This window comes from Pseudomonas sp. R28(2017), assembly GCF_002112505.1.
Classification (GTDB): domain Bacteria; phylum Pseudomonadota; class Gammaproteobacteria; order Pseudomonadales; family Pseudomonadaceae; genus Aquipseudomonas.
In genome coordinates, this window is the sequence record NZ_NEHW01000006.1 from 16814 (window position 1) to 41788 (window position 24975).

Here is a 24975-nt window from a genome sequence, read left to right on the forward strand (position 1 = left end):
GACCCCGACCATGCACACCCCAGTTGTCTTCATCGACGGCGACCAAGGCACCACCGGCTTGCAGATCCATGCCCGCCTGCACGGGCGCAACGACCTGCACCTGCTGACCCTGCCAGAAACCGAGCGCAAGGACCCGCAGCGGCGCAGCGATGCCATCAACAGCGCCGACATCGCCCTGCTGTGCCTGCCCGACGACGCTGCCCGCGAAGCCGTGGCGGCCATCGAAAACCCGGCCGTGCGGGTGATCGACGCCAGTTCCGCGCACCGCACCACGCCGGGCTGGGTCTATGGCCTGCCGGAACTGGACGGGCAGCAAGCCGAGCATATCGCCCAGGCCAAGCGGGTCAGCAACCCTGGCTGCTACCCCACCGGCGCCATCGCCCTGCTGCGCCCGCTGGTCAAGGCCGGCCTGCTGCCGGCCGACTACCCGCTGAGCATCTACGCCATCTCCGGCTACTCCGGTGGTGGTCGCGCGGCCGTCGAGCGGCACGAGACGCCAGGCGCTGAACACACCCCGACCTTGCAGCTGTATGGCCTGGAACTGGCGCACAAGCACGTGCCGGAAATCCAGCTGCACGCCGGGTTGTCGGCCCGGCCGATGTTTCTGCCGGGTTACGCGGCCTATCGCCAGGGCATCGTCCTGAGCATCCCGCTGCAACTGCGCCTGCTGCCCGGCCAACCCAATGCCGAACAATTGCAAGCTTGCCTGGAACAGCACTACCAGGGCGCCCGCCATGTGCAGGTGATGCCCCTGCACCAGCAAGGCCCGGCCACGCCACTGGACCCTGAGGCGCTGAACGACAGCAACGACCTGCGCCTGGCGCTGTACGCCAACCCCGAGCACGGTCAGGTGGTGCTGACGGCGGTGTTCGACAACCTCGGCAAGGGTGCCTCGGGCGCGGCGGTGCAGAACCTCGACCTGATGCTCGCCGCGATGCGTGGCTAAAAAGGGTTTAGACTGTGCACCCCGCGCCAACCCGGCGCGGGGTGAGCCAACCGCAGCCGGAGCCCGTCCACCGATGTTCATCCTGAGCCGCCTCGACAGCGTGCCGCCCGAGTCCTTCCAGAACCAGATCCGCGAGCTGGTGATCCATAACGTCGGCGCACTGAGCAGCGTCGCCATCCGTGCCGAAAACCCGCTGTACCCGCTGTACCAGTACGGTGTCGGCATGGAGGTGCACCAGTACCTGCAAGCCATGGACGGCACCCGTGGCCTGGCCGTGCAGCTGACCCTGGCCCTGGATGCCGACGCGCCGGACCAGTTGCTCGGCTTCGCCCTGACCTTGCCCGCCCAGGACAACCCCCAGGCATGCGCCCTGGCGTTTCTTGCGGTGGTGCCCAGCCACCGCCGCCAGGGCATTGCCCGCGCGCTGCTGGCTGACGCGCAGGCGCGCTATGCCAGCGTCGAGCTGAATGCCTTTGCCAACCAGGTGCCCTGGTTCGAAAACATGGGCATGCAGGTGGTCGCCGCCAGCGGGCCGCAGGTGCTGATGAGCAGTACCGGCCAGGCCAGTGGCGCGCTGATCGGCCGGCTGGACATTGCGCCGATCTACCAGACCGCCGAGGTGCTGCAGATTCACACCTACCTGCTCAATCAGCAGGGGGAAGATGCGATGGTCGATGCCGAGCAGCAGCGGGATGAGTGGCTGGATGAGTTGACCGCCCAGGCGAAGGCCTGTGTGCGGGAGCGCAAGTCAGTGCACTGATTCGAGGGCCTATTCGCGGGCAAGCCCGCTCCCACAGGGACGGCACAAATTTCCAGGCCTGTGCAGTACCTGTGGGAGCGGCGGTTCGGCGCCCCGACATGCCCGCGAAGAGGCCAGACTGGCCAGTCAGGCATGCACCCAGCGCCGGTGCAGCCCGCGTGCCAAGGCGTCAAGCATGAAGCCCAGCACGCCGATCAGCAGCACCATCGCCATCAGTTCCGAATAAGCCAGGCGATCACGGGTATCGAGAATGAAATAGCCCAGCCCCGCACTCACCCCCAGCATCTCGCACGGCACCAGCACGATCCACAGGATGCCGATGGCCAGGCGCACCCCGGTCAGCACATGGCCGATCACCCCGGGGATGATCACCTTGCACAGGGTCTCCCAGCGCGTGGCACTGAGGCTGCGGCTCAGCTGCAGCCAGCGCGGGTCAAGCTGGCGCACGCCGGCTGCAGTGTTGAGCAGGATCGGCCACAAGGCAGCGAAGGCCAGCAGGAAGTAGATCGGCTGGTCACCCACGCCCATCAGCATCACCACCACCGGCATCCACGACAGCGGCGAGATCATCCGCAGGAACTGGAACGCCGGTGTGGTTGCCGCCTCCAGATGCCGGTAGCTGCCGACCAGCAGCCCCAGCGGCACGCCGATCAGCAGCGCCAGCAGCAAGCCGACCAGGATGCGCTTGAGGCTGACCCAGACATGCCCGTAGACCTCGCCCTGGCCAAGCAGCTCGACCAGGCTGGCCAGGGTCGCCTGGGGCGAGAAGCGCGCCGACAGGCCATCGGCCTCGCCGAACAGCCGCACCCCCGCCCACCACAGCAACAACAACCCCAGCAGGCCGGCCAGGCCCAGGCCGGCATGTACGACATGCTTGCGCATCAGACTGCGAACTCCTCGCTACGCTGGAAGTTCTCGGCAATGCCGAACACCGACGGGCCGCCGACTGCGGCGATGGCGTTGCGCACGAAGCGGTCGTCGACCAGGTCGCGCGCGGTCTGCGCCGGGTCCAGGCCGGCGAGGAAGCCACTTTCGCCTTCGATCAGGGTGCTTTTCAGGCGCTTGACCAGCTCCTCGGTGTAGCTCGGGTACGGGTATGGCTGGAAGTCGATGCGCTTTTCGTCCCACTGCTGATGCTGAATCGCGCCACTGGCAATGTAGCCGGCACGGTCTTCGGCGGCCGGTGCCAGCACCTTGGTCAGCACCGCAGGCTCATGGGGGGTGTACTTGTTCGGGCCGGCCTTGGACAGCAGCGCCGCCGCTTCGGCGCGGTGGTCGCGGGTCCATTGCTGGGCCTTGACGATGGCGTTGACCACCTTCTGTGACCATTCCGGGCGGTTGTTCAGGTCGTGTTCGTGCATGAACACCACGCAGCAGGCGTGGTTGCGCCAGACATCGCCGGTGAAGCGCTGCACGCGGCCAACCTTGAGGTTCTCGGCCAGGGCGTTGAACGGTTCGGCGACGATGTAGCCGGCGATGCGCTTGCTGGCCAGGGCCGGTGGCATGTCCGACGGCGGCAGCACCAGCAGGTTGACTTCGTTGGCCGCCAGCTGGGCATTGGCGGGTTTCGACACCGGGGTCAGGCCGTTGTCGTTGAGCATCTGCTGCAGCACCACGTTGTGGATCGAGTACCAGAACGGGATGGCCACGGTCTTGCCACCCAGCTGCTTCATGTCGGTGATGTCCGGCGCCACGGTCAGGCCCGAGCCGCCCACATGGTTCCAGGCCACCACCTTGGCCGGCACCTTGCTGCCATACCGCGCCCACACGGTCATTGGCGACAGCAGGTGGATGACGTTGACCTGGCCAGAGATGAACGCCTCGATCACCTGCGCCCAGCTGCGCAGCAGCACCGGGCGCTCGGCCTTGATGCCTTCGGCCTCGAACAGGCCGTTGTTGTGCGCCACCAGCAGCGGCGTGGCGTCGGTGATCGGCAGGTAGCCGATACGTACCGGCGCGTCGGGTTCGGCGGCGGCACGGGCCTGCAGGCTGGACAGCAGCGGCACGGCGCCGGCGGCGGTGAGCATGGCGCTGAGCTTGAGGAAATCACGACGCGAGGTGGAGGAACAGCAGTCATCCATGCACATGTGCAGGCTCCGAAGGCAACGAGGTAGGGGAAGGTGCAGCGGTGCGGCTGGCCCGCCGAAGGGTCTTGAGGATGTCGATACGCAGCGCGCCCAGCTCTTCGACCCGCTGCGCGCGCGGTTGCGGCAAGTCGATGGGCCATTGGCCGAGGATGTGCGCCGGGTGGTCGCCCAGTAGCAGCACCCGGTCGGACAGCAACAAGGCTTCGTCGATATCGTGGGTAATCAGCACGGCTGCGGTGTTGTGGGTGGCGATCAGCTGCAGCAGCAGTTGCTGCATGTCGGCACGGGTCACTTCGTCGAGCGCACCGAAGGGTTCGTCGAGCAACAGCACTTCAGGCTGGCGCGCCAGGCAGCGGGCCAGCGCGGTGCGCTGGGCCATGCCGCCCGACAGCTGCGCCGGGTACTGGTTGCGCGCATGGGCCAGGCCCACCGCGCTGATGGCGTGGTCGATGCGTGCGCGGCGCTCGGCCGCCGCCAGCTTGGGCTGGCGGGCGAAATCCAGGCCGAAGGCGACGTTCTTTTCCAGGCTCAGCCAGGGCAGCAGGCTCGGGTCCTGGAAGGCCACCGCCAGCCGCGGGTGCGGGCCTTGCAGCGGCTCGCCGTGCAGGGCCACGCTGCCGCCGCGCGGCTGCTGCAGGCCGGCCAGCACCCGCAGCAGGCTGGACTTGCCGACGCCACTGGGGCCAAGGATGGTCACCACCTCCCCTGGCGCCAGTTGCAGGTCGAAGCGCGCCAGCACTTCCTGCCAGCCGCCCTCGCGCGGGTAGCCCAGGCTGATATCGCGGGCTTCGAGCAACGCTTGGCTCATGCGCTGGCGGCCTGGCGATGCAGCTCGGCGCGCAGCTGCACCAGGCTTGGGGTGACGATCGGCACGAACGCCGACTCGCGCCAGCGGCGGGCGAAGCCGGCACCGAACTCGTCCAGGTACGCCTTGCCGCCGCTGGCCTGCAACTCCAGTTGCACCGCGTCGGCTGCGCACTCGGCGAGGGTGATGCGCAGCTTGAACAGTGTTGCCGGCTGGCCCAGGAAGCGCCCTTCGAGCAGGCCCTGCTTGAGTTCGGCCACCGTGTTCTCAAGGCGCTCCTTGAGGACCTGGCGGTGCTCCTCGAGGAACGACAGGCGCCCGTGCAGGTGCTCATGCACTTCGTGCAGCGAACGCCGTGCCAGGCCGATGGCCATGCCACACTGCAAGGCCAGAAACGCCGGGCGCACCTTGGGCAGGAACTCGCGGGCATTTTCGTGCAGCAGCCAGTCGCGGCTCAGCTCGACCTGGTGGAACGCCAGCGCTGCGGTATTGCTCGATTGCAGGCCCATCAACTGCAGGTCGTCAGAGCGCTCCAGGCCGTGGCTGCCGGAAGGGATGGCCAGCACGAAGGGCGAGCCACCGGCGTCGTCCTCGATGGCCGCCGCCACCACGAACCCGCTCTTGCGCAGGTTGGTCACCCAGTGCAGGCGGCCTTCCAGGGTCCAGCCCGCCGCGTCGGGGCGGCCACGTACCTGCAACGCCTCGATCCCGGAGAGGAACTTCATGGCATTGGACAAACCGGTGGCACCGGCCAGTTCGCCGGTCAGCAGGCCCGGCAGCAGGCGTTCGCGCAGGGCCTGGTTGGGGCTTTGCAGCAGGTATTCGATGAACGCGCGCTGGCCCCAGCAGACAAAGGCGGCGGCCAGTGAGCGGCTGGCGATGGCGGCGATGGCTTCGACCGCATGGGTGACCGCGCCACCGTTGCCGCCCAGCGCCGGGTCGACACCGATGCGCAGCAGCTGCGATTCGGCGATGTGCGCCAGCACCTGTTGCGGGTCGCACTGGCCCTGGTCGATTGCCTCGGCATTGGCATCCAGCCATTGACGAAATGCAGCATCAAGCATGTCCCTACTCCTTTTGAAATCGCAGGCGCCACCAGCGCCAGGCGTAACGTTACGCGGTTGGCTGCCAGCGGTACTTGCTCAGCTCGTCGTTGAGCGGCGTCTGGGCGAACACATTAGCAAAGTTGCACAGGGTTGCGAGGCTCACGCCGAGAATCACTTCCAGGGCGTTGCCCTCGGTGAAACCGGCTGCACGGAAAGCCTGGTAGGTGGCGTCGCTGACATTGCCACGGGTTGCAATCACTTCGCGGGCGAATTCGGCCAGGGTCTCGTAGCGGGCATCCGGCAGTTCGCCACGGGCACGCAGGGCTTCGACCACCTCGGCGGGCAGTCTGGCCTTGTTCAGGGCCACGGCGGTATGGCCGGCAACGCAGAAGTCGCAACCGTGGTTGGTGGCGGCAATCAGTTGCACCACTTCACGCTCGGCCAGGGTCAGCTCGGCCTTGCCGTTCAGGGCCGAGACGGTGACGTAGGTTTCCAGCGCCGCCGGGGCATTGGCCAGCACGCCCAGCAGGTTGGGAATGAAGCCTGAGTTCTTCTGGGCGTTTTCGAGGAATGGGCGGGCCGCTTCCGGGGCGCTCTGCAGAGTGTGTAGAGTAATGCGCGAGGTCATGGAGGGGTCTCCTTTTGCTGTGTGTCACTACAGTCTGTTGGTTATAAGAATTACCCTCCATATTCATCAGTCGCCTTTCCTTGCTCCTGAGTCTTTGCATTAGATGATTTCATCCAGCCATCTTGTCGATTGGTTATTAGAGAGCCTCGAACTCGACGCCAGCCTGTTCCATGTCGGCCGCTACTGCGGCGGCTGGCATGCCAGCACCCAGGGCATGGGCCGCGCCAGCTTTCACCTGGTGGTGCAGGGGCATTGCTGGTTGCACATCGATGGCCAGGCCGAGGCCGTGCGGCTGGCGGCCGGCGACGCCGTGTTCCTGCTGCGTGACCTGGGCTACCGGCTGTCCAGCGACCAGGACCCGATTGCCGCCTGCGCCCAGCCACGCCAGCAGATGCAGGCACTGGATGCGACGGCGGGCGATGGGGTGGGCCTGGTGTGCGGGTTTTTCGACTTCCGTGCGGGGTTGTCGGCGCTGATCGTCGAGGGGCTGGCCGACTGGATCGTGCTGCGTGCCGATGAACCGGCCGGGCATGCGGCGCGGGCGTTGTTCGGGCTGATTCTGGAGGAGTGCCAGGGCTCGCCCTCGCAAACCCTGCTGGAGCGCCTGACCCACCTGTTGTTCCTGTATGTGCTGCGCCAGCAGGTGCATGCCGGGCAGTCGCTTGGTGGCCTGGTCGCGCTCGCCCGCCAGCCAGCCTTTGCCGGGCTGCTGGAGCAGCTGATCGAGCAACCTGGGCAGGCCTGGACGCTGGAAAGCATGGCAGCCTGCACCGGGTTGTCGCGCTCGGCGTTCTTCAAGCGCTTCAACGAACTGGCCGGGCAGTCGCCGGGGCAGGTGCTGCTGGCGCTGCGCATGCGCCATGCCTGCCGGTTGCTGCAGGCGGGCAATACCGTGGAGCAGGTGGGGGTGCAGGCGGGGTACCAGTCGGTGGCGGCGTTTACTCGGGCGTTTGCCAAGGCGATGGGGGTGCAGCCCGGGGCCTATCGTCGTCAACATGAAGGGCGTTGACCTGTAGCGGCCCTTTCGCGGGCAAGCCCGCTCCCACAGAACTGCACATAACTCATTGAATTAGCAGGAACACTGTGGGAGCGGGCTTGCCCGCGAAGAGGCCGGTACAGGCGCTGGATTCAGACCTGGCTGAGCGGAATGTCCCCTGCCCCTTTGCCCTCACGCCGCTCACACATCCAGTCATTGACCTGCTGCCCGAACTCGGCCGGTGCCTTGCGCCCGAAGCGCCGCGCCAGGTCAAGGATGGTCTGCTGCGCCAACGCCTCTTCCATGCGCTTCTGCGCCCCCAGCATCACCGCGTGAATCGCGCAGGTGCCCTCGGTCGCCCAGCCCGGCGCGGCACCGTCGAACAAGGTGCAGCGCTCGCGGATCTCGCGGCAATCGAAGATCTTCTTCGGCCCGTCGATGGCGTTGACGATATCCAGCACGGTGATTTCGTCCGACGGCCGCGCCAGGCGAAAACCACCGCGCACGCCTTCGGTGGCTACCACCAGCCTGGCCCGGGCGAGCTTGGTGAAGACCTTGGCCAGGTACTCCTGGGGCACGCCCTGCAGCTCCGCCAGGTCGCGCACACTGGACTCACGGGTATCCCCTCGCTCATCCACGAGGTACAGCAGGCAATGGATGCCGTATTCGACGCCAGCGCTGTAAAGCGACATACACATATCTCCGACCAACATTGTCGCAAATAGTACGCCTTTCGCTGAGGCTTCGCAAAGCTGACTGGCGCCGCTCGTCGCCATTTACCGCCCCAACCTTGCACGCAAGAGCCCTTACGCACAGGCATTCTCGAGGTTTTTGCCGGGTGAGACGGGGCGCCCACTCGCAAAAAAAGCTTGCCGATTTAAACTACGATCAATACAGTCGTAGTTATTCGAGCAGCACACTCAACGCCCTCGAAGCCCTCTTCAACCTTGCGGAGCACTTCCATGAAATCGAACATCCTGATCATCGGTGCCGGCTTTGCCGGTGTGTGGAGCGCCCTGAGCGCCGCTCGCCTGCTCGACCAGGCCCAGCGCGACGACCTGAGCATCAGCGTGCTCGCCCCGCAACCGGAGCTGCGCATCCGCCCGCGCTTCTACGAAGCTGACGTGCACAGCCTGAAGGCACCGGTGGGTGAACTGTTCGAAGCGGTCGGCGTGCGCTTCATTGCCGGTAATGCCGAAGCCATCGATGCCGAGCGCCGCAGCGTCAGCTACGCCGATGCCAACGGTGAAACCCGGCAGATCGGCTACGACCGGCTGATCCTCGCCGCCGGCAGCCAGGTGGCGCGCCCGGCAATCCCGGGGCTGGCTGAACACGCCTTCGATGTCGACCAGATGGAGTCGGCCGTGCAGCTCGAGCAGCACCTGGTCGGCCTGGCTGCCCAGCCAGCCTCGCCGGCACGCAATACCGTGGTGGTCTGTGGGGGTGGCTTCACCGGTATCGAAACCGCCACTGAAATCCCGGTCCGCCTGCGTGCCATCCTCGGCAGCGACGCTGCGGTACGGGTGCTGGTGATCGATCGTGGCACCCACGTCGGCGCGGCACTGGGCGCGGGTATCACCCCATCGATCGTTGCAGCCAGCGAACAGGCCGGCGCCGAGTGGCTGACCGGCACCTCGGTGGTGGCAGTGGATGCCGGTGGCGTGACCCTGGACAACGGCGAGTACATCGCCAGCAAGACCGTGATCTGGACCGCCGGGGTCAAGGCCAGCCCGCTGACGGCCCAGGTGGCCGGCGAACGCGACAACTTCGGCCGGCTCAAGGTTGACGACCACCTCAAGGTAATCGGCCAGGACCACATCTACGCCACCGGCGACACCGCCTGGGCTGCCGTCGACGAAGTGGGCAACCACGCCCTGATGACCTGCCAGCACGCGATCCCGATGGGCCGCCACTCGGGCAACAATGCCATGGCCGACCTGCTTGGCGTGGCGCCGGTGGTCTATCGCCAGCCCAAGTACGTCACCTGCCTGGACCTGGGCGAATGGGGTGCAGCGTACAGCGAAGGCTGGGAGCGCGAACTGAAGCTGCAGGGCGAGGAAGGCAAGGCCCTCAAGCGCCAGATCAACTCGGTGTGGATCTACCCGCCCGCGGCCGACCGCGCCCAGGCGCTCGCCGCTGCCGACCCGATGATCGCCATCGTTTAAGCGCAAAATCCTGACAGATCCGTCAGCAAATGACGGATTTGTCGGAACTTGTCGTTACATTGAATGACTGGTCAATAATAATGGCCATATGGCATCATTCGAATAAAAAACAGATTCAAGAGGGTGAGGCACACACTTAAATCCGCAGCGCATCGAGAGCCTGGCGCCATCCCCGGTGACCCGGCCATACGTCCATGCTCTTGACGCCTGCACGCCAACGTCAAGGAGCATTCCATGCAGTTACGGAATATGAAGATCGGCACCCGCGCTAGCAGCGTGTTCGCCCTGTTGGGCGCACTGGTCCTGGCCATGGGCTTTATCGCACTCTATGAAACCCGGCAGATGGACACTGCCACCGACGAAATCCGCGTCACCTGGATGCCCGCCGTGATCGCCCTCGGCGACATCAGCACCGACCTCGGTCGCGCCCGCGCCATCACCCTGCGCGCCGCGCTGGATGAAAACCCTGCCGAACGTGCCCGCAACATCGAACTGGCGAACGGCATCAACCAGCAGCTCAAAGGCAGCCTCAAGGATTACGAGGACACCATCATCGCCGCCGATGACCGCGCCTTGTTCAACACCTTCAACTCAGCCCACCAGCAATACCTCGACCTGCAGACCCGCGTGCTGCAGGCCATCGCCGCCGGCCGCATGGACGAGGCCAAGCAGCAGATCAGCGGCCCCCTCACCCAGTACGCCGACACCATGATGAAAGCCATGACCGCGCTGGTGGCCTACAACGGCAAAGGCGCCGAGGACGCCTCGCAGCGCAGCAGCGATGTGGCCGACGAGGCCTTTACCGCGATCATCGCGTCGCTGGTGATCATCATGCTCGCCCTGGCCGCCATCGCCGTCGTGCTCACCCGCAGCATCGTGGTGCCACTGGCCGATGCGGTCGCCGTGGCCGAGCGCGTGGCCACCGGCGACCTGACACGGGAAATCGATGTTGTCGGCCGCGACGAACCGGCCCTGCTGCTGCGCGCCCTGAGCCGCATGCAGACCAGCCTGCGCGACACCATCCGCCAGATCGCCGCCTCTTCCGACCAGCTGGCCTCGGCCTCGGAAGAGCTGCACACCGTCACCGAAGACACCAGCCGCGGCCTGCACCAGCAGAGTGCGGAAATCGACCAGGCCGCCACTGCCGTCAACCAGATGACCGCCGCCGTGGAAGAAGTGGCGAACAACGCCGTGAGCACGGCCGACGCCTCCAAAGGTGCCGACCAGACCACCCGCGATGGCCGTGACCAGGTCAACCAGGCGTTGGCCTCGCTCCAGCATCTGGTCAATGACGTGACGGGCACCTCCACCGAGATCGAGCAGCTGGCCAGCAACGCCAACGAGATCAGCCGCGTGCTGGATGTGATCGGCGCGATTGCCGGGCAGACCAACCTGCTGGCGCTCAACGCGGCAATCGAAGCCGCCCGCGCGGGTGAAGCAGGCCGCGGCTTTGCCGTGGTGGCCGATGAGGTGCGCGCCCTCGCCCACCGTACCCAGCAATCGACGGCCGAGATCGAGCAGATGATCGCCGGGATCCAGAACGGTACCGAGCGGGCAGTGTCGGCGATGCACAGCAGCCGGGGCCGGGCCAACGGCACGCTGGAAGTGGCGCAAGGTGCCGGTGAGGCGCTGGAGGTGATTGCCGAGGCCATCGCTTCGATCAACCAGCGCAACCTGGTGATCGCCAGCGCCTCCGAAGAACAGGCGCAGGTGGCGCGGGAGGTGGATCGCAATCTGGTGAACATTCGTGATCTGGCGATGCAGACATCGGCGGGGGCGAATCAGACCAGTGCGGCGGCGCAGGACCTTTCACGCCTGGCGGTAGACTTGAACGGCATGGTCGCGCAGTTCAAGGTCTGATTCAAAACAACCGGGGCCGCATTGCGGCCCTTCGCGGGCAAGCCCGCTCCCACAGGAATTGCGCAGCCCTCGTGGACAACTCATCACCTGTGGGAGCGGGCTTGCCCGCGAAGGGCTGCAAAGCAGCCCCTGTTACAGCAACAACAATCTGTCAGTCGTTGACGCTCACCACCCGCCCTGCCTTCTCGGCAGCCTGGCCGCGCGTCGCCAGGCAGTAATAGAGCGGCACGGTCACGATCAAACCGAACAACCACGACAGGTCAGCCCCTTCGACGATGTTCGAGTACGGCCCCACATACAGCGACGTGTTGGCAAACGGCAACTGCACCAGGATCCCGCAGGCATAGGCAATGATCGCGTGGTGGTTGAAGCGGCCATAGATGCCGCCGTCGGCCCGGAAGATCGAAGCGATGTCGTACTGGCCCTTCTTGATCAGGTAGAAGTCGATCAGGTTGATCGACGCCCACGGCACCAGCACCAGCAGCAGCGCCAGGATCAGGCCGATGAACTGGCCGATGAAGCCCGCCGAGGCGTTCAACGCCACCATCGCGCAGCCCACCAGGATCACCGACGCCAGGATCACCCGCACCTTGATGCTCGGCGTCCACTCGGCGATGAAGGTCTGGATCGCGGTGACGATCGACAGCACCGCGCCATACAGGTTGAGGGCGTTGTGGCTGATGATGTTGAGCAGGAACAGCACCATCAGGATCGGGCCCAGCCAGCCGGTGGCCTGCTTGACCGCATCCATCGCGTCGGTGCCTTCCGGCACGCACAGCACCGCGATCGTACCAAAGCTGAAGCACAGGATAGTGCCCAGGGTAGCGCCGAAGTAGGTGGCCCAGAATGGCTTGGCGATGCCCACTTCACGCGGCAGGTAGCGCGAGTAGTCGGAGGTGTACGGCGAGAAGCTGATCTGCCAGATGACGCCCAGCGACACGGTGGCAATGAAACCGGACAGGTTGAATGCGCCGCGGCTCAGGAAGTCGGCGGGCAGCTCCTGGACGAACATCATGATGAAACCGGCCAGCAGCGCCGAGCCCATCACCCAGGTACCGATGCGGTTGAGGATGTGGATGAAGCGGTAGCCGATCACGCCGATGGCCGTCGCACTCAGGGCACCGATCACGATCGCGCCTGGCATCGGCACGCTCGGGGCGATGCCGTGGATGGTCTTGCCCGCCAGGACGATGTTGGAAATGAAGAAGCCGACATAGATCAGCGCGGTGAAGAACACGATCAGCAAGGCGCCATAGCGGCCGAACTGGCCCCGGCTCTGAACCATCTGCGGAATGCCCAGCTGCGGTCCCTGCGCAGAGGCCAGGGCGATGAACACGCCCCCGATGAGATGGCCCAGCACGATGGCGATCAGCCCCCACAGCAGGTTCAGGTGGAACACCTGGACCACCATGGCGCCGGTGACGATAGGCAGTGGCGCGATGTTGGTACTGAACCAGAGGGTGAACAGGTCGCGCGCCTTCCCATGGCGCTCGGCAGGTGGAACGTAATCGACCGTGTGATTCTCGACAAACTGGTGTTGCGATGACGGTTGGGACATAGGATTCAGCTCGAAAGGTCGTTTTTATCTTTGTAAGGAAACCGCATCTAGGCGGCCTCTCAGCTGCGGACCATATTATGGTATTCCAAACTTTTGACAACACTGATCCGCAGTAAAAAACGCCCGCTGATCTGCTCGCGCAACCCCTGCGACAAACCGCCTCACCGCTCAAGCCCACGGTTTATGTGGCCTGGAGCCGTTCATCGTGAAAAACCCGGGTTGAAAATTCCGCTTGCAAAATAGGTATTACGGTATACCATCAGACACATCAACGATAAAAACCGCGGACCACCGCAGCCCTTCAGAGGTACACCAGATGATCGACGCAACCCTCTACAAGAACGTCATGGGCTCCTTCCCGTCCGGCGTTACCGTCATCACCACCCTGGACGACGACGGCTCGGTCGTCGGCCTGACCGCCAGCGCCTTCTCCTCCCTGTCGATGGATCCGCCGCTGGTGCTGTTCTGCCCCAACTACACCTCCGACTCCTACCCTGTGCTGATCAAGCAGAAGCGCTTCGCCATTCATCTGCTCTCCGGTGAACAGCAGGCCGAAGCCTACGCATTCGCCAAGAAAGGCAAGGACAAGGCCAGCGGCATCGAGTGGAGCCTGAGCGAACTGGGCAACCCGATCCTGGCCGGCGCCACCGCCGTCATCGAGTGCGAACTGTGGCGCGAGTATGAAGGGGGCGACCACGCCATCATGGTCGGCAAGGTACACAACCTGATCGTCCCTGAAGAAGCCCCACGACCGATGGTCTACTGCCGCGGCAAGATGGCCAGCCTGCCGGCCTTTGCCTGAAGCCTATTCTGAATCGAGACACCTGGCGCCTGCGCAGCCTGGCGACAGACACTTTCAAGCGTTGAGGAAAGCCCCATGAAATTTTCGTTGTTCGTGCACATGGAACGTTGGGATGAACAGGTCAGCCACCGCCAGCTGTTCGAAGACCTGACCGAACTGACCCTGATGGCCGAGCACGGCGGTTTCAGCACCGTGTGGATCGGCGAACACCACGCCATGGAATACACCATCTCGCCAAGCCCGATGCCGCTGCTGGCCTACCTGGCCGCGCGCACCGAGAAGATCCGCCTGGGTGCCGGCACCATCATCGCGCCGTTCTGGAACCCGATCCGCGTCGCCGGTGAATGCGCCCTGCTCGACGTGATCAGCAACGGCCGCATGGAAGTGGGCCTGGCCCGTGGTGCCTACCAGTTCGAGTTCGACCGCATGGCAGGTGGCATGCCGGCCACCGACGGCGGCAAGGCCCTGCGCGAAATGGTCCCGGTGGTGCGCAAGCTGTGGGAAGGCGACTACGCCCATGACGGCGAAGTCTACAAGTTCCCGACGTCCACCAGCGTGCCGAAGCCGTTCAACGCCACCCCGCCGATGTGGATCGCCGCCCGCGACCCGGATTCGCACAACTTCGCCGTGGCCAACGGCTGCAACGTCATGGTCACCCCGCTGATGAAGGGCGACGAAGAAGTGCTGGACCTGAAGAACAAGTTCCAGGCCGCCCTCGACAACAACCCGGACGTGCCGCGCCCGCAACTGATGGTGCTGCGCCACACCCACGTGCACAGCCCGTCGGAGCCTGATGGCTGGAAGATCGGCGCCCAGGCCATCTCGCGCTTCTACCGCACCTTCGATGCCTGGTTCGGCAACAAGAGCACCCCGGTCAACGGCTTCCTCGAGCCGAGCCCGGAGTCCAAGTTCGCCGAAGTGCCGGCATTCCAGCTGGAGAACATCCGCAAGAACACCATGATCGGCACGCCGCAAGAGATCATCGCCCGTATCAAGTACTACCAGGAGCTCGGTGTCGACGAGTTCAGCTTCTGGTGTGACAACAGCCTGCCCCACGCCGAGAAGAAGAAGTCGCTCGAGCTGTTCATCAAGGAAGTGGTGCCGGCGTTCGCCTGAATTCCCATTGCCTGAGACATTGCGGGACGCGCCCGCTCACGTGGGCCCCAGTGGCCCGCGTGAGCGGGCTTTTTTTTAAGCCTGGGCCGGCCTCTTCGCGGGCGAGCCCGCTCCCACAGGGACAGCGCGGGCCCTGAAGGCTTCGCATTACTTGTGGGAGCGGGCTTGCCCGCGAAGAGGCCAGTACAGACACCCCATAAATCAAGGCATCAGGCCACCTTTCGTCCCCTCGCAAGAGAAATTTCCAGCCACCTCTTGCACAACAAATATTATGGTATACCATCAGACAACAAGAGCTGATAACCCTCACCAGGAGCCACCCATGAGTTTCGAAATCCGCAAGATCGTCACCTACTCCGAAGAGACCCGCATCGAAGGCGGCAAGGCCACCGACAAGCCGGTGACCATGGTCGGCCTGGCCGTCGTGATCAAGAACCCATGGGCCGGTCGCGGTTTTGTTGAAGATCTGAAGCCGGAAATCCGCGCCAACTGCTCGGAGCTGGGTGCCCTGATGGTCGAGCGCCTGACCGCTGCCATCGGCGGTGCCGACAAGATCGAAGCCTACGGCAAGGCCGCCGTGGTCGGCGCCGACGGCGAGATCGAGCACGCCTCGGCGGTGATCCACACCCTGCGCTTCGGCAACCACTACCGCGAAGCGGTACAGGCCAAGAGCTACCTGAGCTTCACCAACAAGCGCGGCGGCCCAGGCACCTCGATCCAGATCCCGATGATGCAGAAGGACGACGAAGGCCTGCGTTCGCACTACATCACCCTGGAAATGCAGATCGAAGACGCCCCGCGCGCCGATGAAATCGTCGTGGTCCTGGGCGCAGCCGACGGCGGCCGCCTGCACCCGCGCATCGGCAACCGCTACATCGACCTGGAAGAACTGGCTGCCGAAAAAGCCAACGCTCAATAACAACAACCAAGACGGGCCGGGGCGTGGCGTGCTTACCCGCCGCGCCCGACCTTCAAGGAGCGCCCTCCATGATTCAGCCTGTCGCTGAACGCACACCTGCCGGCACCAGCTACCTGTCCGTCGGCCAGGGCCAACCCGTGGTACTGATCCACGGCGTGGGCCTGAACAAGGAAATGTGGGGCGGTCAGATCGTTGGCCTGGCCAACGACTACCGCGTCATCACCTACGACATGCTCGGCCACGGCCAGAGCCGCGTACCGGCTGCAGACACACCGCTGGAAGGCTATGCCGCCCAGCTCGCCGAACTGCTCGACCACCTGCAGATTCCACAAGCCACCGTGATCGGCTTCTCCATGGGTGGCCTGGTCGCCCGGGCTTTTGCCCTCAATTACCCGCAGCGCCTGGCTGCACTGGTCGTGCTCAACAGCGTGTTCAACCGCACCCCCGAGCAGAGTGCCGGCGTCATCGCCCGCGCCGCCCAGGCTGCGCAGCTGGGCCCCGACGCCAACGTCGACGCCGCGCTCGACCGCTGGTTCAGCCGTGAATACAAGGCTGCCAACCCGGCGCAGGTCGCCGCCATTCGCCAGGTGCTGGCGAACAACGACCCGCAGGGTTACCACACCACTTATTCGCTGTTCGCCACCCAGGACATGTACCGCGCAGGCGACCTGGGCAGCATCCAGGTGCCGACGCTGATCGCCACCGGCGAACTCGACGCAGGCTCCACCCCGGCCATGACCCGCCAGCTCGCCGCCAGCATTCCTGGCGCGCAAAGCGTGGTCCTGGCCGAACAACGGCATATGATGCCTGTGGAAGCCCCGCGTGAAGTCAACAAGATGCTTCTGGACTTCCTCGCCCAAGCCCGCACCCTCACCGAATCCGCCAAGGGGATTGTTGCATGACCCTCGTTCGTTTCCAGATGTGCATCGACGGCCAATGGCTCGATGCCCAGAGCGGCAAGACCTTCGACAGCCTCAACCCGGCCACTGCCCAGGCCTGGGCGCAACTGCCCGACGCCGACGAAGCCGATGTCGAGCTGGCCGTACAGGCCGCCCAGCGTGCCTTCGACAGCAAGGCCTGGCGCAGCATCACCGCCACCGCACGTGGCAAGCTGCTGCGTCGCCTGGGTGACCTGATCGCCGAAAACAAGGAACACCTGGCCCAGCTGGAAAGCCGTGACAACGGCAAGCTGATCCGCGAAACCCGCGGCCAGGTCGGTTACCTGCCAGAGTTCTTCCACTACACCGCAGGCCTGGCCGACAAGCTCGAAGGCGGCACCCTGCCGCTGGACAAGCCGGACCTGTTCGCCTACACCGTGCACGAGCCGATCGGCGTGGTGGCCGGGATCATCCCGTGGAACAGCCCGCTGTACCTGACCGCGATCAAGCTGGCCCCGGCCCTGGCCGCTGGCAACACCATCGTGCTCAAGCCGTCCGAGCACGCCTCGGCGACCATCCTCGAGCTGGCCCGCCTGGCCCTGGAAGCCGGCTTCCCGCCAGGCGTGGTCAACGTGGTCACCGGCTACGGCCCCAGCACCGGCGCGGCGCTGACCCGCCACCCGCTGGTGCGCAAGATCGCCTTCACCGGCGGCGCCGCCACGGCCCGCCACGTGGTGCGCAGCAGTGCCGAGAACTTCGCCAAGCTGTCGCTGGAACTGGGCGGCAAGTCGCCGAACATCATCTTCGCCGACGCCGACCTGGACAGCGCCATCAACGGCGCCGTGGCCGGCATCTATGCCGCCTCCGGGCAAAGCTGCGTGGCGGGCTCGCGCCTGCTGGTACAGGACGAGATCTTCGACGAATTCGTCGAGCGCCTGATCGCCCGCGCCAAGCGCATCCGCATCGGCAACCCGCAGGACGATGCCAGCGAAATGGGCCCGATGGCCACCGCCCAGCAACTGGCCGTGGTCGAAGGCCTGGTCGCGGCGGCCAAGGCCGAAGGCGCCAAGCTGCACATGGGCGGCAAGCGTGCCGAGGTCGACGGTGAAGGCTGGTTCTACGAGCCGACCCTGTTCGAGTGCGACAGCAACTCGATGACCATCATGCAGGAAGAGGTATTCGGCCCGGTCGCTGCGGTGATCCGCTTCAAGACCGAGGAAGAGGCCCTGGCGATCGCCAACGACTCGCAGTTCGGCCTCGCCGCCGGCATCTGGACCCGCGACCTGGGCCGCGCCCACCGCCTGGCCCGCGACGTGCGCTCGGGGATCATCTGGGTCAACACCTACCGCGCCGTGTCGGCCATGGCGCCGATCGGCGGCTTCAAGAACAGCGGCTACGGCCGCGAGAGCGGCATCGATTCGGTGCTGGCCTATACCGAGCTGAAGACCGTGTGGATCAACCTGTCCACCGCGCCGATGCCCGACCCGTTTGTGATGCGCTAAGAGGTAGCACGAGATGATCGAACCTGGCATCTACAAAGACGTGATGGGCTCGTTCCCGTCCGGCGTCACCGTGGTCACCACCCTGGACGCCGACGGCGGCATCGTCGGCATCACCGCCAGCGCCTTCAGCGCGCTGTCGATCGACCCGGCGCTGGTGCTGTTCTGCCCCAACTACGCGTCGGACACCTACCCGATCCTGCGGGACAGCAAGCAGTTCGCCATTCACCTGCTGTCCGCCGACCAGACCGCCGAGGCCTATGCCTTCGCCGGCAAGGGCAAGGACAAGGCCAAGGGTGTGGAGTGGCACCTGAGCGAGCTGGGCAACCCGCTGCTGGCCAAGGCCACGGCGATCATCGAGTGCGAACTGTGGCGCGAATACGACGGCGGTGACCACGCGATCATCGTCGGCGCGGTGAAGAACCTGGTGCTGCCGGCCGAGCCGGTGACGCCGATGGTCTACCACAAGGGCAAGCTGGGCGCCCTGCCGCCCCTGGGCTGATACACCCAATGAATCGGTGTTGACTGCTTCGCGGGCAACACCGATGACCCTGTTTTCAGGGGCCGCGCTAATCGTCTCACCCTCGGTTGCGGTCCCTGTTTTATTCCGGAGTACTGCGCATGAGCAACGAAAAGTACGAGAAAGGCCTGCAGATCCGCACCCAGGTGCTGGGCGAGGAATACGTCAACCGCTCGATCCAGAACGCCGACGCGTTCACCCAGCCGCTGCAGGAGCTGGTCACCGAGTATTGCTGGGGCCACGTCTGGGGCCGCGAAGGCCTCTCGCTGAAAGAGCGCAGCATGATAAACTTGGCCATGATTTCCGCGCTCAACCGGCCCCACGAGCTCAAGCTGCACATTCGCGGCGCATTGCGTAATGGCCTGAGCCGTGAACAGATTCGCGAGATCCTGCTCCAGGTCGGCATTTATTGCGGCGTGCCCGCGGCGGTGGACAGCTTCCGCCTGGCCCGCGAAGCGTTCGCTGAAGCCGATGCGGAGTCAACCCGTTAACAGCGGGCTGTTCGAACCCACGCAAGGAGCACCCGAGGTTCGTGGTGCTATTGCGGTTGCGGCCGGGCAGCCTCATTCAGAGCGCACTTGATGAAACGCCAGCCCCTCGACGACAGCTTCAAGGTCAACCGCAACCCCGTTACCCTGCGCGAAATCGTGCTCGACAAGCTGCGCGGCGCGATCATGAACTTCCACCTGCTGCCGGGTGACCGCCTGGTCGAGCGCGACCTCTGCGACCGCCTCGGCGTCAGCCGCACCTCGGTGCGTGAGGCCCTGCGCCACCTGGAATCCGAAGGCCTGGTGGAGTTCGCCGATGCCAAGGGCCCGCGCGTGGCCATCATCACGCTGGAAGACGCCCGCGACATCTACGAGTTGCGCTGCGTGCTCGAAGGCCTGATCGTGCAATTGTTTACCCTCAACGCCAAGGCCAAGGACATCCGTGCCCTGGAACGCGCGCTGGAGGTCAACCGCGAAGCCCTCGAAGAAGGCGAGCTGCAACAGGTGCTGGACTCGGTGCAAGGCTTCTACGACGTGCTCCTGGAAGGCTCCGGCAACCAGGTCGCGGCCCAGCAGCTGCGCCAGCTGCAGGCACGCATCAGCTACCTGCGCGCCACCTCGGTGTCGCAGGAAAACCGCCGCGGCGCCAGCAACCGCGAGATGGAGAAGATCGTCGAGGCGATCAAGGGCGGCGACCCGCTGGTGGCCCACCAGGCCTCGGTCGACCACGTGCGCGCGGCCGCCAAGGTAGCCCTGGATTACCTGCGCCAGAAGCAGGACGACAACACCAAGGTGCGCGACATGGTCGAGCCTCTGGCGCTGAAGGAGCCACGTATCGAACCCCGCATAGGCCGCTGACATGCCCAACGCCCCGCGCTACTGCCCGCACTGCACCACGGAACTGGCCCGGGGCGTTCCCACAGGCGACACCCACGAACGCCTGCACTGCCCCGGCTGCGGCTACATCCATTACATCAACCCGAAGATCATCGCCGGTTGCATCATCGAGCGCGACGGCAAGTACCTGCTGTGCCAGCGCGCCATCCCGCCGCGCCCCGGTACCTGGACCTTGCCGGCCGGCTTCATGGAGGCCGGCGAGACCACCGAGCAGGCGGCCCTGCGCGAGGTGTGGGAAGAAAGCGGCGTGCGCGCCGACATCGTCTCGCCCTATTCGATCTTCAGCGTGCCGAAAATCAGCGAGGTGTACATCATCTTCCGCGCCATCGCCACCGAGGAAACTGGGCAGTATGGGCCGGAGACACTGGCGTACAAGTTCTTCGAACCCGACGAAATACCCTGGGATGAGATCTACTACCCGGCGATCCGGCAGATTCTGGAGCGCTACATCCTCGAACGCCAGGCGGGGGTCTATGGCATCTACATGGGTAACGACGACACCGGCAAGGTGCACTTCATTCGCTGAACATGCATTGGCCTCACAATCCCCTCGCCAAGCGTCTATTCTGGGTGCACCCTAAAGGCCTTGTACAAGAGGACCGGCAGCGCAAATGGCGAAATGGCTAGACGGCGGCGGCCTGATGGGCGAGCGCATCCGCAAGCATGACTGGACAAGCACCCGCTTGGGCCCACTGGAAGCCTGGCCAGATGCACTCAAGACCACCGTGGCCCTGTGCCTGGCCTCGCGCTTCCCGCAGGCCGTGCTCTGGGGCCAGGAGCTGATCACCCTGCACAACGATGCCTTCGCCCAGATCCTGGGGCAAAAACCCCAGGCGCTGGGCAGGCCGTTCAGCGAGGTCTGGCAAGAGGCCTGGCCCGAAATCAGCGCCATGGCCAACCGGGCGTTGGCCGGCGAGGCCGTGTTTATCCAGGATTTCCCGCTGGTCATCGACCGCAACGGCGCACCCGAGCGGGCGTATTTCACCTTCTGCTACAGCCCGATCCGCGACCATGACGGCACTATATTGGGCATGCTCGACACGGTGACCGAAACCACCACCAGCGTGGTCACCAACCAGCGCCTGCACTTTCTCGACAACCTCAGCCGCGCGGTAACCAATGCAACCGCCCCTGACGAGATCATGGCCATCACCACGGGTTTGCTGGTCGAGCACCTCAAGCTGACCAGTTGCGCCTACGCCGTGATGGAAGCGGACGAGGACGGCTTCACCATCTGCGGCGATTCGGTGGCCCCCGGCTCGCCACGGCTGGTGGGCCAGTACCGCCTGGCCGACTTCGGGCGCCTGGCGGTCAGCCGCCTGCGCAGCGGCCAACCCCTGGTGATCAACGACAACCTGGCCGAACTGGCTCCCGAGGAGGCCGCCACGTTCCAGGCCATCGGTATCACCGCGACCATCTGCATGCCGCTGATCAAGGACGGGCGCCTCACCGCGCTGATGGCGATCCACGACAACGTGGCACGCGTGTGGAGCGGCTATGAAAAGGCCTTGCTCAGCGAAGTGACCGACCGTTGCTGGGCGCATATCCAGCGGGTCCAGTCCCATGCCGAAGTGCGTGAGACCATGGCCGCACTGGAAGCGCTCAACGCCACCCTGGAGCAGCGCGTCGAAGAACGCACCACCCAGCTGCTGCATACCGAAGCCGTGCTGCGCCAGACCCAGAAGCTCGAAGCCATCGGCCAGCTGACTGGCGGCGTGGCCCACGACTTCAACAACCTGCTGACCATCATCCGTTCCTCGCTGCATTTTTTGCAGCGCCCCGACCTCGATGGCACGCGACGCGAACGCTACTTCAAGACCATGACCGACTCGGTCGACCGGGGCGCCAAGCTGACCGGCCAGTTGCTCGCCTTCGCCCGGCGCCAGGCCCTCAGCCCGCAGGTGTTCGAAGCCGGGCCACGGCTGGAGGCCATGGCCGACATGCTCGATACCGCCACCGGTGCGCGAATCAAGGTGGAGTTGCAACTGCCTCAAGCGCCCTGCCATATCCGCGCCGACCTCAGCCAGCTGGAAACGGCGGTGATCAACCTGATGCTCAATGGCCGCGATGCCATGGCCGGCCAAGGCACCCTGCGCCTGCACTTGCTGGCCGACCAGCACATGCCCGGGCAGACCGGGGCATTTGCCGCGATCTCGGTGACCGACAGCGGCGTCGGCATCGCCCCCGAGTTGCTCGAGCGCATCTTCGACCCGTTCTTCACCACCAAGGCACCTGGCGAGGGGACCGGCCTGGGCCTGTCCCAGGTGTTCGGTTTCGCCAAGCAGTCGGGTGGCGACGTCAAGGTCAGCAGCATTCAGGGCCAGGGCACCCGCTTTACCCTGTACCTGCCGCAGGTGCCTGCGCAGGCCGCGGAACTGGCCGGCCCTGCCGATGACCACGCAAAGGCCCAGCCCATTGGCGAGCAGCGGCACGTGCTGGTGGTCGAAGACAACCCCGATGTCGGTAACTTTACCGCGCAGATTCTCCAGGACCATGGCTACCGCATCAGCTGGGCCAGCTCGGCCGAGGAGGCATTGACCCTGCTGGAAGGGCCGAATGGCGATTTCGACGCCGTGTTCTCCGACGTGGTCATGCCGGGTATGGGTGGCCTGGCCCTGGCCAGGCTATTGCGCCAGCAGCGGCCTCGGCTACCGGTGATCCTGACCTCGGGCTACAGTGAGGCGATCGCCGAAGGCGGCCATCAGGGTTTCGCCTTCCTGGCCAAGCCATATTCTGCCGAGCAGGTGTGCCAGATGCTTGGCAAGGTACTGGGCAACTGATCAGCGTGGGTTAGCCAGCAAACGCGCCACGCTTTGCGCCAGCTCCGCCTGCCGGTAAGGCTTGCGCAGCACCTCGAAGCCCTTGAGCTCGCGCGGCGTGAGGTTGGCATAGCCGGTAATGATCAGCACCGGCAGATCCGCCTGGCGCTCACGCATCCGCTGGGCAAAACGCACCCCGGTCATCTCGGCCATGACATGGTCGGTGACCAGCACATCCGGCAGCCAGCCCTGGTCCAGCAAATGCAATGCCGCCGCCGCATTGCCCGCCTCCGTCACCTCATAACCCAGGTCGCGCAACTGCGCGGCCGTGGCATGGCGCACGATCTCCTCATCATCCACCAGCAGCACCCGGCAGGGCCGATCGGCCTGCGGCGCCTCGGGCCAGTCAGTGTCCCGGCTGGGTGCCGCCACATCACTGACTGGTAACCACAGGGTGGCCGTGGTGCCCTGCCCCGGCTGCGAGTCGATGGCGAAGCCACCGCCCGACTGCAGCGCCAGGCCCTGGACCATCGGCAGGCCCAGGCCAGTGCCCTTGCCCACGCCCTTGGTCGAGTAGAACGGCTCGATGCAGCGGCGCAGTTGCTCGTCGGTCATGCCGCAGCCGCCGTCACGCACCTGCAGCCAGAGCAGACGTGCCGCGGCCACGCCGTCCGGCCGGGGCGGGCCGTCGCTGTCGAGCCCGGCCGTGATGTCCAGCATGCCGCCATCGGGCATGGCATCACGGGCATTGACCACCAGGTTGAGCAAGGCCAGCTCCAGTTGGTGAGGGTCAGCGACCACCGCAGGCAAGGCCGGGTCTATCTGCACCTGCACGGCGATGGTCGGCCCCAGCGAGCGGGCAATCAGCTCGCGCATGTCCACGACCAGGGCCGCCAGCGACACTGGCTGCGGCTTGAGGGTCTGGCGCCGGGCGAAACTGAGCAGGCGCCCCACCAGATTGCGCGCCCGCTCGGCCGCCTGCAGCCCCCCCTCGATCAATCGCGGGCCACGCTCCGATTGCGGGTGCCGGCGCAACAGCTCGAACGAGGCGATGATCGGCGTCAACATGTTGTTGAGGTCGTGGGCGATGCCGCCGGTCAACTGCCCGATCATCTCCAGCTTGTGCGCCTCGTGCAGTTGCAGCATTGCCGCCTCGCGCTCGGCCAGCGCGGTCGCGACGCGGTCCTCGAGGCTTTCGTTGAGCAGGTGCAATGCCCGTTCGGCGCGGGCATGGGTGATGGCAGCCCAGGTTTGCTTGGCAGTTTCCTCGATCAACTGGCATTCGTCTTCGAAACACTGGCGCGGGCTATGGAAATGCACACCCAGCATCGCCTCGAGGCGCCCGGCGCGCAGGACCGGGGCATGCAGCGTGGCGCACAGGCCATTGGCCTGTGTTTCATAGGCCTGCTGTACCACCTGGCCCGCCGCCAGTTGTTCACGCAGCGACGTGCCGAAGCTTGCGTAGTCATGCTCCCCGACCATGGAGGGCACGCCGTCGACCCAGTCGTGGGCCACCCGGAAGCCGCTGCCATCGCCTCGGTCCTCACCGAAGCAGACCCGTGCAGCCCCCAGCTCTTGGGCCAGGCGCTGCACCGCATAGGCCTCGATGCGCTCGGCCCCGCCCAGCCCCGGCAAGGTCCGACCCAGCTCCAGCAAGAACGCCTGGCGCTGCTGGAAGCGCACCCGCTCGGTGGTATCGGCAACCAGGCACAACACACCGCCGACGCTGCCATCGGCCTCGCGGACCGCGGAATAGGACACATCGAAGTAGACGGTTTCGCCCAGCCCCCGGCGCTCCATATAGAAGGGGCGATCCTTGGCCCAGAAGGTTTGGCCGGTCTCGCGCACGCCACGCAGCAGGGGTTCGAGGTCATCCCACAATTCGCTCCAGTGCTCCTGCGCTGGCCGCCCCAGGGCCTGCGGGTGCTTGGTGCCGATGGTCGGGACGTAGGCATCGTTGTACAGCGCCACATAGGCATCGCCCCAGAACAGCACGAACTGCGCCTGGGCCGGCAACAGCGTGGCCATCACTGCCTGCAGGTGCGGCGACCAGGTGTTTGGCGGGCCCAGCGGGGCGCTGCTCCAGTCCATTGACTGCAGCAGGTTGCCAACATTGCCACCGTTGAGCAGGAAGCTCGGCGGCGGTTTCAGGGTGTCCTTGCGGTGTTGCTGAAGCGATCTCATGTCTGGGAAGTCCCGGGCACATTGCCATCCATCTCTGGATAGGAGATCTGCGAGCAGCCGTTCGTTCCGCTTTATTTTGCCG

The 24975-nt window shown here is 65.4% G+C and carries 23 protein-coding genes; 15 read left to right on the forward strand and 8 right to left on the reverse strand.

All coding sequences use genetic code 11. The features are described 5' to 3' along the window. Positions 1 to 10: 10 nt before the first annotated feature. Together argC and CAF78_RS12130 are read left to right on the forward strand one after the other, a co-directional pair. Positions 11 to 946 (forward strand): N-acetyl-gamma-glutamyl-phosphate reductase, encoded by a 936-nt coding sequence (gene argC / locus CAF78_RS12125; protein ID WP_085675940.1) that lies wholly within the window; start codon positions 11 to 13, stop codon positions 944 to 946. A gap of 73 nt (positions 947 to 1019) precedes the next feature. Beyond that, positions 1020 to 1706 (forward strand): GNAT family N-acetyltransferase, encoded by a 687-nt coding sequence (locus CAF78_RS12130; protein WP_085675941.1) that lies wholly within the window; start codon positions 1020 to 1022, stop codon positions 1704 to 1706. A gap of 126 nt (positions 1707 to 1832) precedes the next feature. Here the strand turns inward: CAF78_RS12130 and CAF78_RS12135 are convergent, their stop codons facing one another. From CAF78_RS12135 to CAF78_RS12155, 5 genes are read right to left on the reverse strand one after another with little or no spacing between them, the layout of a single operon-like run. Next, positions 1833 to 2588 carry an ABC transporter permease gene (locus CAF78_RS12135; RefSeq protein WP_085675942.1) on the reverse strand — a complete coding sequence of 252 codons (756 nt, stop codon included), beginning with the start codon at positions 2586 to 2588 and terminating at the stop codon, positions 1833 to 1835. Next, positions 2588 to 3793, reverse strand: coding sequence for an ABC transporter substrate-binding protein (locus CAF78_RS12140; protein ID WP_085675943.1), 1206 nt, complete (start codon positions 3791 to 3793; stop codon positions 2588 to 2590). Before CAF78_RS12140 ends, CAF78_RS12135 begins: the two co-directional genes overlap by 1 nt. Continuing rightward, complete coding sequence (locus tag CAF78_RS12145) at positions 3780 to 4601, reverse strand: ABC transporter ATP-binding protein (RefSeq protein ID WP_085675944.1); 822 nt, start codon at positions 4599 to 4601, stop codon at positions 3780 to 3782. Before CAF78_RS12145 ends, CAF78_RS12140 begins: the two co-directional genes overlap by 14 nt. Further along, complete coding sequence (locus CAF78_RS12150) at positions 4598 to 5662, reverse strand: acyl-CoA dehydrogenase family protein (protein ID WP_085675945.1); 1065 nt, start codon at positions 5660 to 5662, stop codon at positions 4598 to 4600. The genes CAF78_RS12145 and CAF78_RS12150 overlap by 4 nt, the downstream gene beginning before the upstream one ends. Before the next feature lie 49 nt (positions 5663 to 5711). Beyond that, entirely contained in the window at positions 5712 to 6272 is a 561-nt protein-coding gene (locus CAF78_RS12155; RefSeq protein ID WP_085675946.1) for a carboxymuconolactone decarboxylase family protein, read from the reverse strand. A gap of 103 nt (positions 6273 to 6375) precedes the next feature. Here CAF78_RS12155 and CAF78_RS12160 point away from each other — a divergent pair, with 103 nt between their 5' ends. Next, the gene (locus CAF78_RS12160; protein WP_085675947.1) at positions 6376 to 7281 is read left to right on the forward strand and encodes an AraC family transcriptional regulator; all 906 of its coding nucleotides are present in this window, start codon (positions 6376 to 6378) and stop codon (positions 7279 to 7281) included. A gap of 119 nt (positions 7282 to 7400) precedes the next feature. On the opposite strand, the gene CAF78_RS12165 is transcribed toward CAF78_RS12160, so the two are convergent. Continuing rightward, the gene (locus CAF78_RS12165) at positions 7401 to 7940 is read right to left on the reverse strand and encodes an Rrf2 family transcriptional regulator (protein WP_085675948.1); all 540 of its coding nucleotides are present in this window, start codon (positions 7938 to 7940) and stop codon (positions 7401 to 7403) included. A 270-nt stretch (positions 7941 to 8210) separates the two neighbouring features. Between CAF78_RS12165 and CAF78_RS12170 the strand changes: the two genes are divergently transcribed. Together CAF78_RS12170 and CAF78_RS12175 are read left to right on the forward strand one after the other, a co-directional pair. Continuing rightward, positions 8211 to 9413 (forward strand): NAD(P)/FAD-dependent oxidoreductase, encoded by a 1203-nt coding sequence (locus CAF78_RS12170; protein WP_085675949.1) that lies wholly within the window; start codon positions 8211 to 8213, stop codon positions 9411 to 9413. A gap of 234 nt (positions 9414 to 9647) precedes the next feature. Continuing rightward, positions 9648 to 11273: a methyl-accepting chemotaxis protein gene (locus CAF78_RS12175; RefSeq protein WP_085675950.1), complete on the forward strand. Its 1626-nt coding sequence runs from the start codon at positions 9648 to 9650 to the stop codon at positions 11271 to 11273. Between the two features lie 151 nt (positions 11274 to 11424). On the opposite strand, the gene CAF78_RS12180 is transcribed toward CAF78_RS12175, so the two are convergent. Then, on the reverse strand, positions 11425 to 12831 hold the full coding sequence (locus CAF78_RS12180; protein ID WP_085675951.1) for a cytosine permease: 1407 nt from the start codon (positions 12829 to 12831) through the stop codon (positions 11425 to 11427). A gap of 316 nt (positions 12832 to 13147) precedes the next feature. On the opposite strand from CAF78_RS12180, the gene CAF78_RS12185 reads away from it, so the two are divergent. The 10 genes from CAF78_RS12185 to CAF78_RS12230 all read left to right on the forward strand — a co-directional run bounded on the left by CAF78_RS12185 (position 13148) and on the right by CAF78_RS12230 (position 22730). After that, a complete protein-coding gene (locus CAF78_RS12185; RefSeq protein WP_027918588.1) occupies positions 13148 to 13633 on the forward strand; it encodes a flavin reductase family protein in 486 nt (161 codons plus the stop codon). A 75-nt stretch (positions 13634 to 13708) separates the two neighbouring features. After that, the gene (locus tag CAF78_RS12190) at positions 13709 to 14749 is read left to right on the forward strand and encodes an LLM class flavin-dependent oxidoreductase (RefSeq protein WP_085675952.1); all 1041 of its coding nucleotides are present in this window, start codon (positions 13709 to 13711) and stop codon (positions 14747 to 14749) included. A gap of 322 nt (positions 14750 to 15071) precedes the next feature. Next, positions 15072 to 15668, forward strand: coding sequence for an amino acid synthesis family protein (locus CAF78_RS12195; RefSeq protein ID WP_003256068.1), 597 nt, complete (start codon positions 15072 to 15074; stop codon positions 15666 to 15668). A 68-nt stretch (positions 15669 to 15736) separates the two neighbouring features. Beyond that, positions 15737 to 16570: an alpha/beta fold hydrolase gene (locus CAF78_RS12200; RefSeq protein ID WP_085675953.1), complete on the forward strand. Its 834-nt coding sequence runs from the start codon at positions 15737 to 15739 to the stop codon at positions 16568 to 16570. Further along, positions 16567 to 18048: an aldehyde dehydrogenase gene (locus CAF78_RS12205; protein WP_085675954.1), complete on the forward strand. Its 1482-nt coding sequence runs from the start codon at positions 16567 to 16569 to the stop codon at positions 18046 to 18048. The genes CAF78_RS12200 and CAF78_RS12205 overlap by 4 nt, the downstream gene beginning before the upstream one ends. Positions 18049 to 18061: 13 nt before the next feature. Beyond that, positions 18062 to 18547 (forward strand): flavin reductase family protein, encoded by a 486-nt coding sequence (locus CAF78_RS12210; protein WP_003256072.1) that lies wholly within the window; start codon positions 18062 to 18064, stop codon positions 18545 to 18547. Positions 18548 to 18666: 119 nt separating this feature from the next. After that, positions 18667 to 19056: a carboxymuconolactone decarboxylase family protein gene (locus CAF78_RS12215; protein ID WP_060478414.1), complete on the forward strand. Its 390-nt coding sequence runs from the start codon at positions 18667 to 18669 to the stop codon at positions 19054 to 19056. 90 nt (positions 19057 to 19146) lie between these two features. Then, entirely contained in the window at positions 19147 to 19911 is a 765-nt protein-coding gene (locus CAF78_RS12220) for a GntR family transcriptional regulator (protein WP_085675955.1), read from the forward strand. A gap of 1 nt (position 19912) precedes the next feature. Next, on the forward strand, positions 19913 to 20476 hold the full coding sequence (locus CAF78_RS12225; RefSeq protein ID WP_085675956.1) for an NUDIX hydrolase: 564 nt from the start codon (positions 19913 to 19915) through the stop codon (positions 20474 to 20476). 85 nt (positions 20477 to 20561) lie between these two features. Beyond that, a complete protein-coding gene (locus tag CAF78_RS12230; protein ID WP_085675957.1) occupies positions 20562 to 22730 on the forward strand; it encodes an ATP-binding protein in 2169 nt (722 codons plus the stop codon). Here the strand turns inward: CAF78_RS12230 and CAF78_RS12235 are convergent, their stop codons facing one another. After that, the gene (locus CAF78_RS12235; protein ID WP_085675958.1) at positions 22731 to 24893 is read right to left on the reverse strand and encodes a response regulator; all 2163 of its coding nucleotides are present in this window, start codon (positions 24891 to 24893) and stop codon (positions 22731 to 22733) included. Positions 24894 to 24975 lie beyond the last annotated feature (82 nt).

Excerpts from the sequence above, each read along its gene's own strand:
- CAF78_RS12140 (WP_085675943.1), bottom strand. The coding sequence starts at position 3,793 with ATGTGCATGGATGACTGCTGTTCCTCCACCTCGCGTCGTGATTTCCTC.
- CAF78_RS12190 (WP_085675952.1), top strand. The coding sequence starts at position 13,709 with ATGAAATTTTCGTTGTTCGTGCACATGGAACGTTGGGATGAACAGGTC.
- CAF78_RS12150 (WP_085675945.1), bottom strand. The coding sequence starts at position 5,662 with ATGCTTGATGCTGCATTTCGTCAATGGCTGGATGCCAATGCCGAGGCA.
- CAF78_RS12180 (WP_085675951.1), bottom strand. The coding sequence starts at position 12,831 with ATGTCCCAACCGTCATCGCAACACCAGTTTGTCGAGAATCACACGGTC.
- CAF78_RS12230 (WP_085675957.1), top strand. The coding sequence starts at position 20,562 with ATGGCGAAATGGCTAGACGGCGGCGGCCTGATGGGCGAGCGCATCCGC.
- CAF78_RS12160 (WP_085675947.1), top strand. The coding sequence starts at position 6,376 with ATGATTTCATCCAGCCATCTTGTCGATTGGTTATTAGAGAGCCTCGAA.
- CAF78_RS12200 (WP_085675953.1), top strand. The coding sequence starts at position 15,737 with ATGATTCAGCCTGTCGCTGAACGCACACCTGCCGGCACCAGCTACCTG.
- CAF78_RS12175 (WP_085675950.1), top strand. The coding sequence starts at position 9,648 with ATGCAGTTACGGAATATGAAGATCGGCACCCGCGCTAGCAGCGTGTTC.
- argC (WP_085675940.1), top strand. The coding sequence starts at position 11 with ATGCACACCCCAGTTGTCTTCATCGACGGCGACCAAGGCACCACCGGC.
- CAF78_RS12170 (WP_085675949.1), top strand. The coding sequence starts at position 8,211 with ATGAAATCGAACATCCTGATCATCGGTGCCGGCTTTGCCGGTGTGTGG.
- CAF78_RS12155 (WP_085675946.1), bottom strand. The coding sequence starts at position 6,272 with ATGACCTCGCGCATTACTCTACACACTCTGCAGAGCGCCCCGGAAGCG.
- CAF78_RS12225 (WP_085675956.1), top strand. The coding sequence starts at position 19,913 with ATGCCCAACGCCCCGCGCTACTGCCCGCACTGCACCACGGAACTGGCC.
- CAF78_RS12145 (WP_085675944.1), bottom strand. The coding sequence starts at position 4,601 with ATGAGCCAAGCGTTGCTCGAAGCCCGCGATATCAGCCTGGGCTACCCG.
- CAF78_RS12215 (WP_060478414.1), top strand. The coding sequence starts at position 18,667 with ATGAGCAACGAAAAGTACGAGAAAGGCCTGCAGATCCGCACCCAGGTG.
- CAF78_RS12130 (WP_085675941.1), top strand. The coding sequence starts at position 1,020 with ATGTTCATCCTGAGCCGCCTCGACAGCGTGCCGCCCGAGTCCTTCCAG.
- CAF78_RS12205 (WP_085675954.1), top strand. The coding sequence starts at position 16,567 with ATGACCCTCGTTCGTTTCCAGATGTGCATCGACGGCCAATGGCTCGAT.
- CAF78_RS12185 (WP_027918588.1), top strand. The coding sequence starts at position 13,148 with ATGATCGACGCAACCCTCTACAAGAACGTCATGGGCTCCTTCCCGTCC.
- CAF78_RS12210 (WP_003256072.1), top strand. The coding sequence starts at position 18,062 with ATGATCGAACCTGGCATCTACAAAGACGTGATGGGCTCGTTCCCGTCC.
- CAF78_RS12235 (WP_085675958.1), bottom strand. The coding sequence starts at position 24,893 with ATGAGATCGCTTCAGCAACACCGCAAGGACACCCTGAAACCGCCGCCG.
- CAF78_RS12195 (WP_003256068.1), top strand. The coding sequence starts at position 15,072 with ATGAGTTTCGAAATCCGCAAGATCGTCACCTACTCCGAAGAGACCCGC.
- CAF78_RS12135 (WP_085675942.1), bottom strand. The coding sequence starts at position 2,588 with ATGCGCAAGCATGTCGTACATGCCGGCCTGGGCCTGGCCGGCCTGCTG.
- CAF78_RS12165 (WP_085675948.1), bottom strand. The coding sequence starts at position 7,940 with ATGTCGCTTTACAGCGCTGGCGTCGAATACGGCATCCATTGCCTGCTG.
- CAF78_RS12220 (WP_085675955.1), top strand. The coding sequence starts at position 19,147 with ATGAAACGCCAGCCCCTCGACGACAGCTTCAAGGTCAACCGCAACCCC.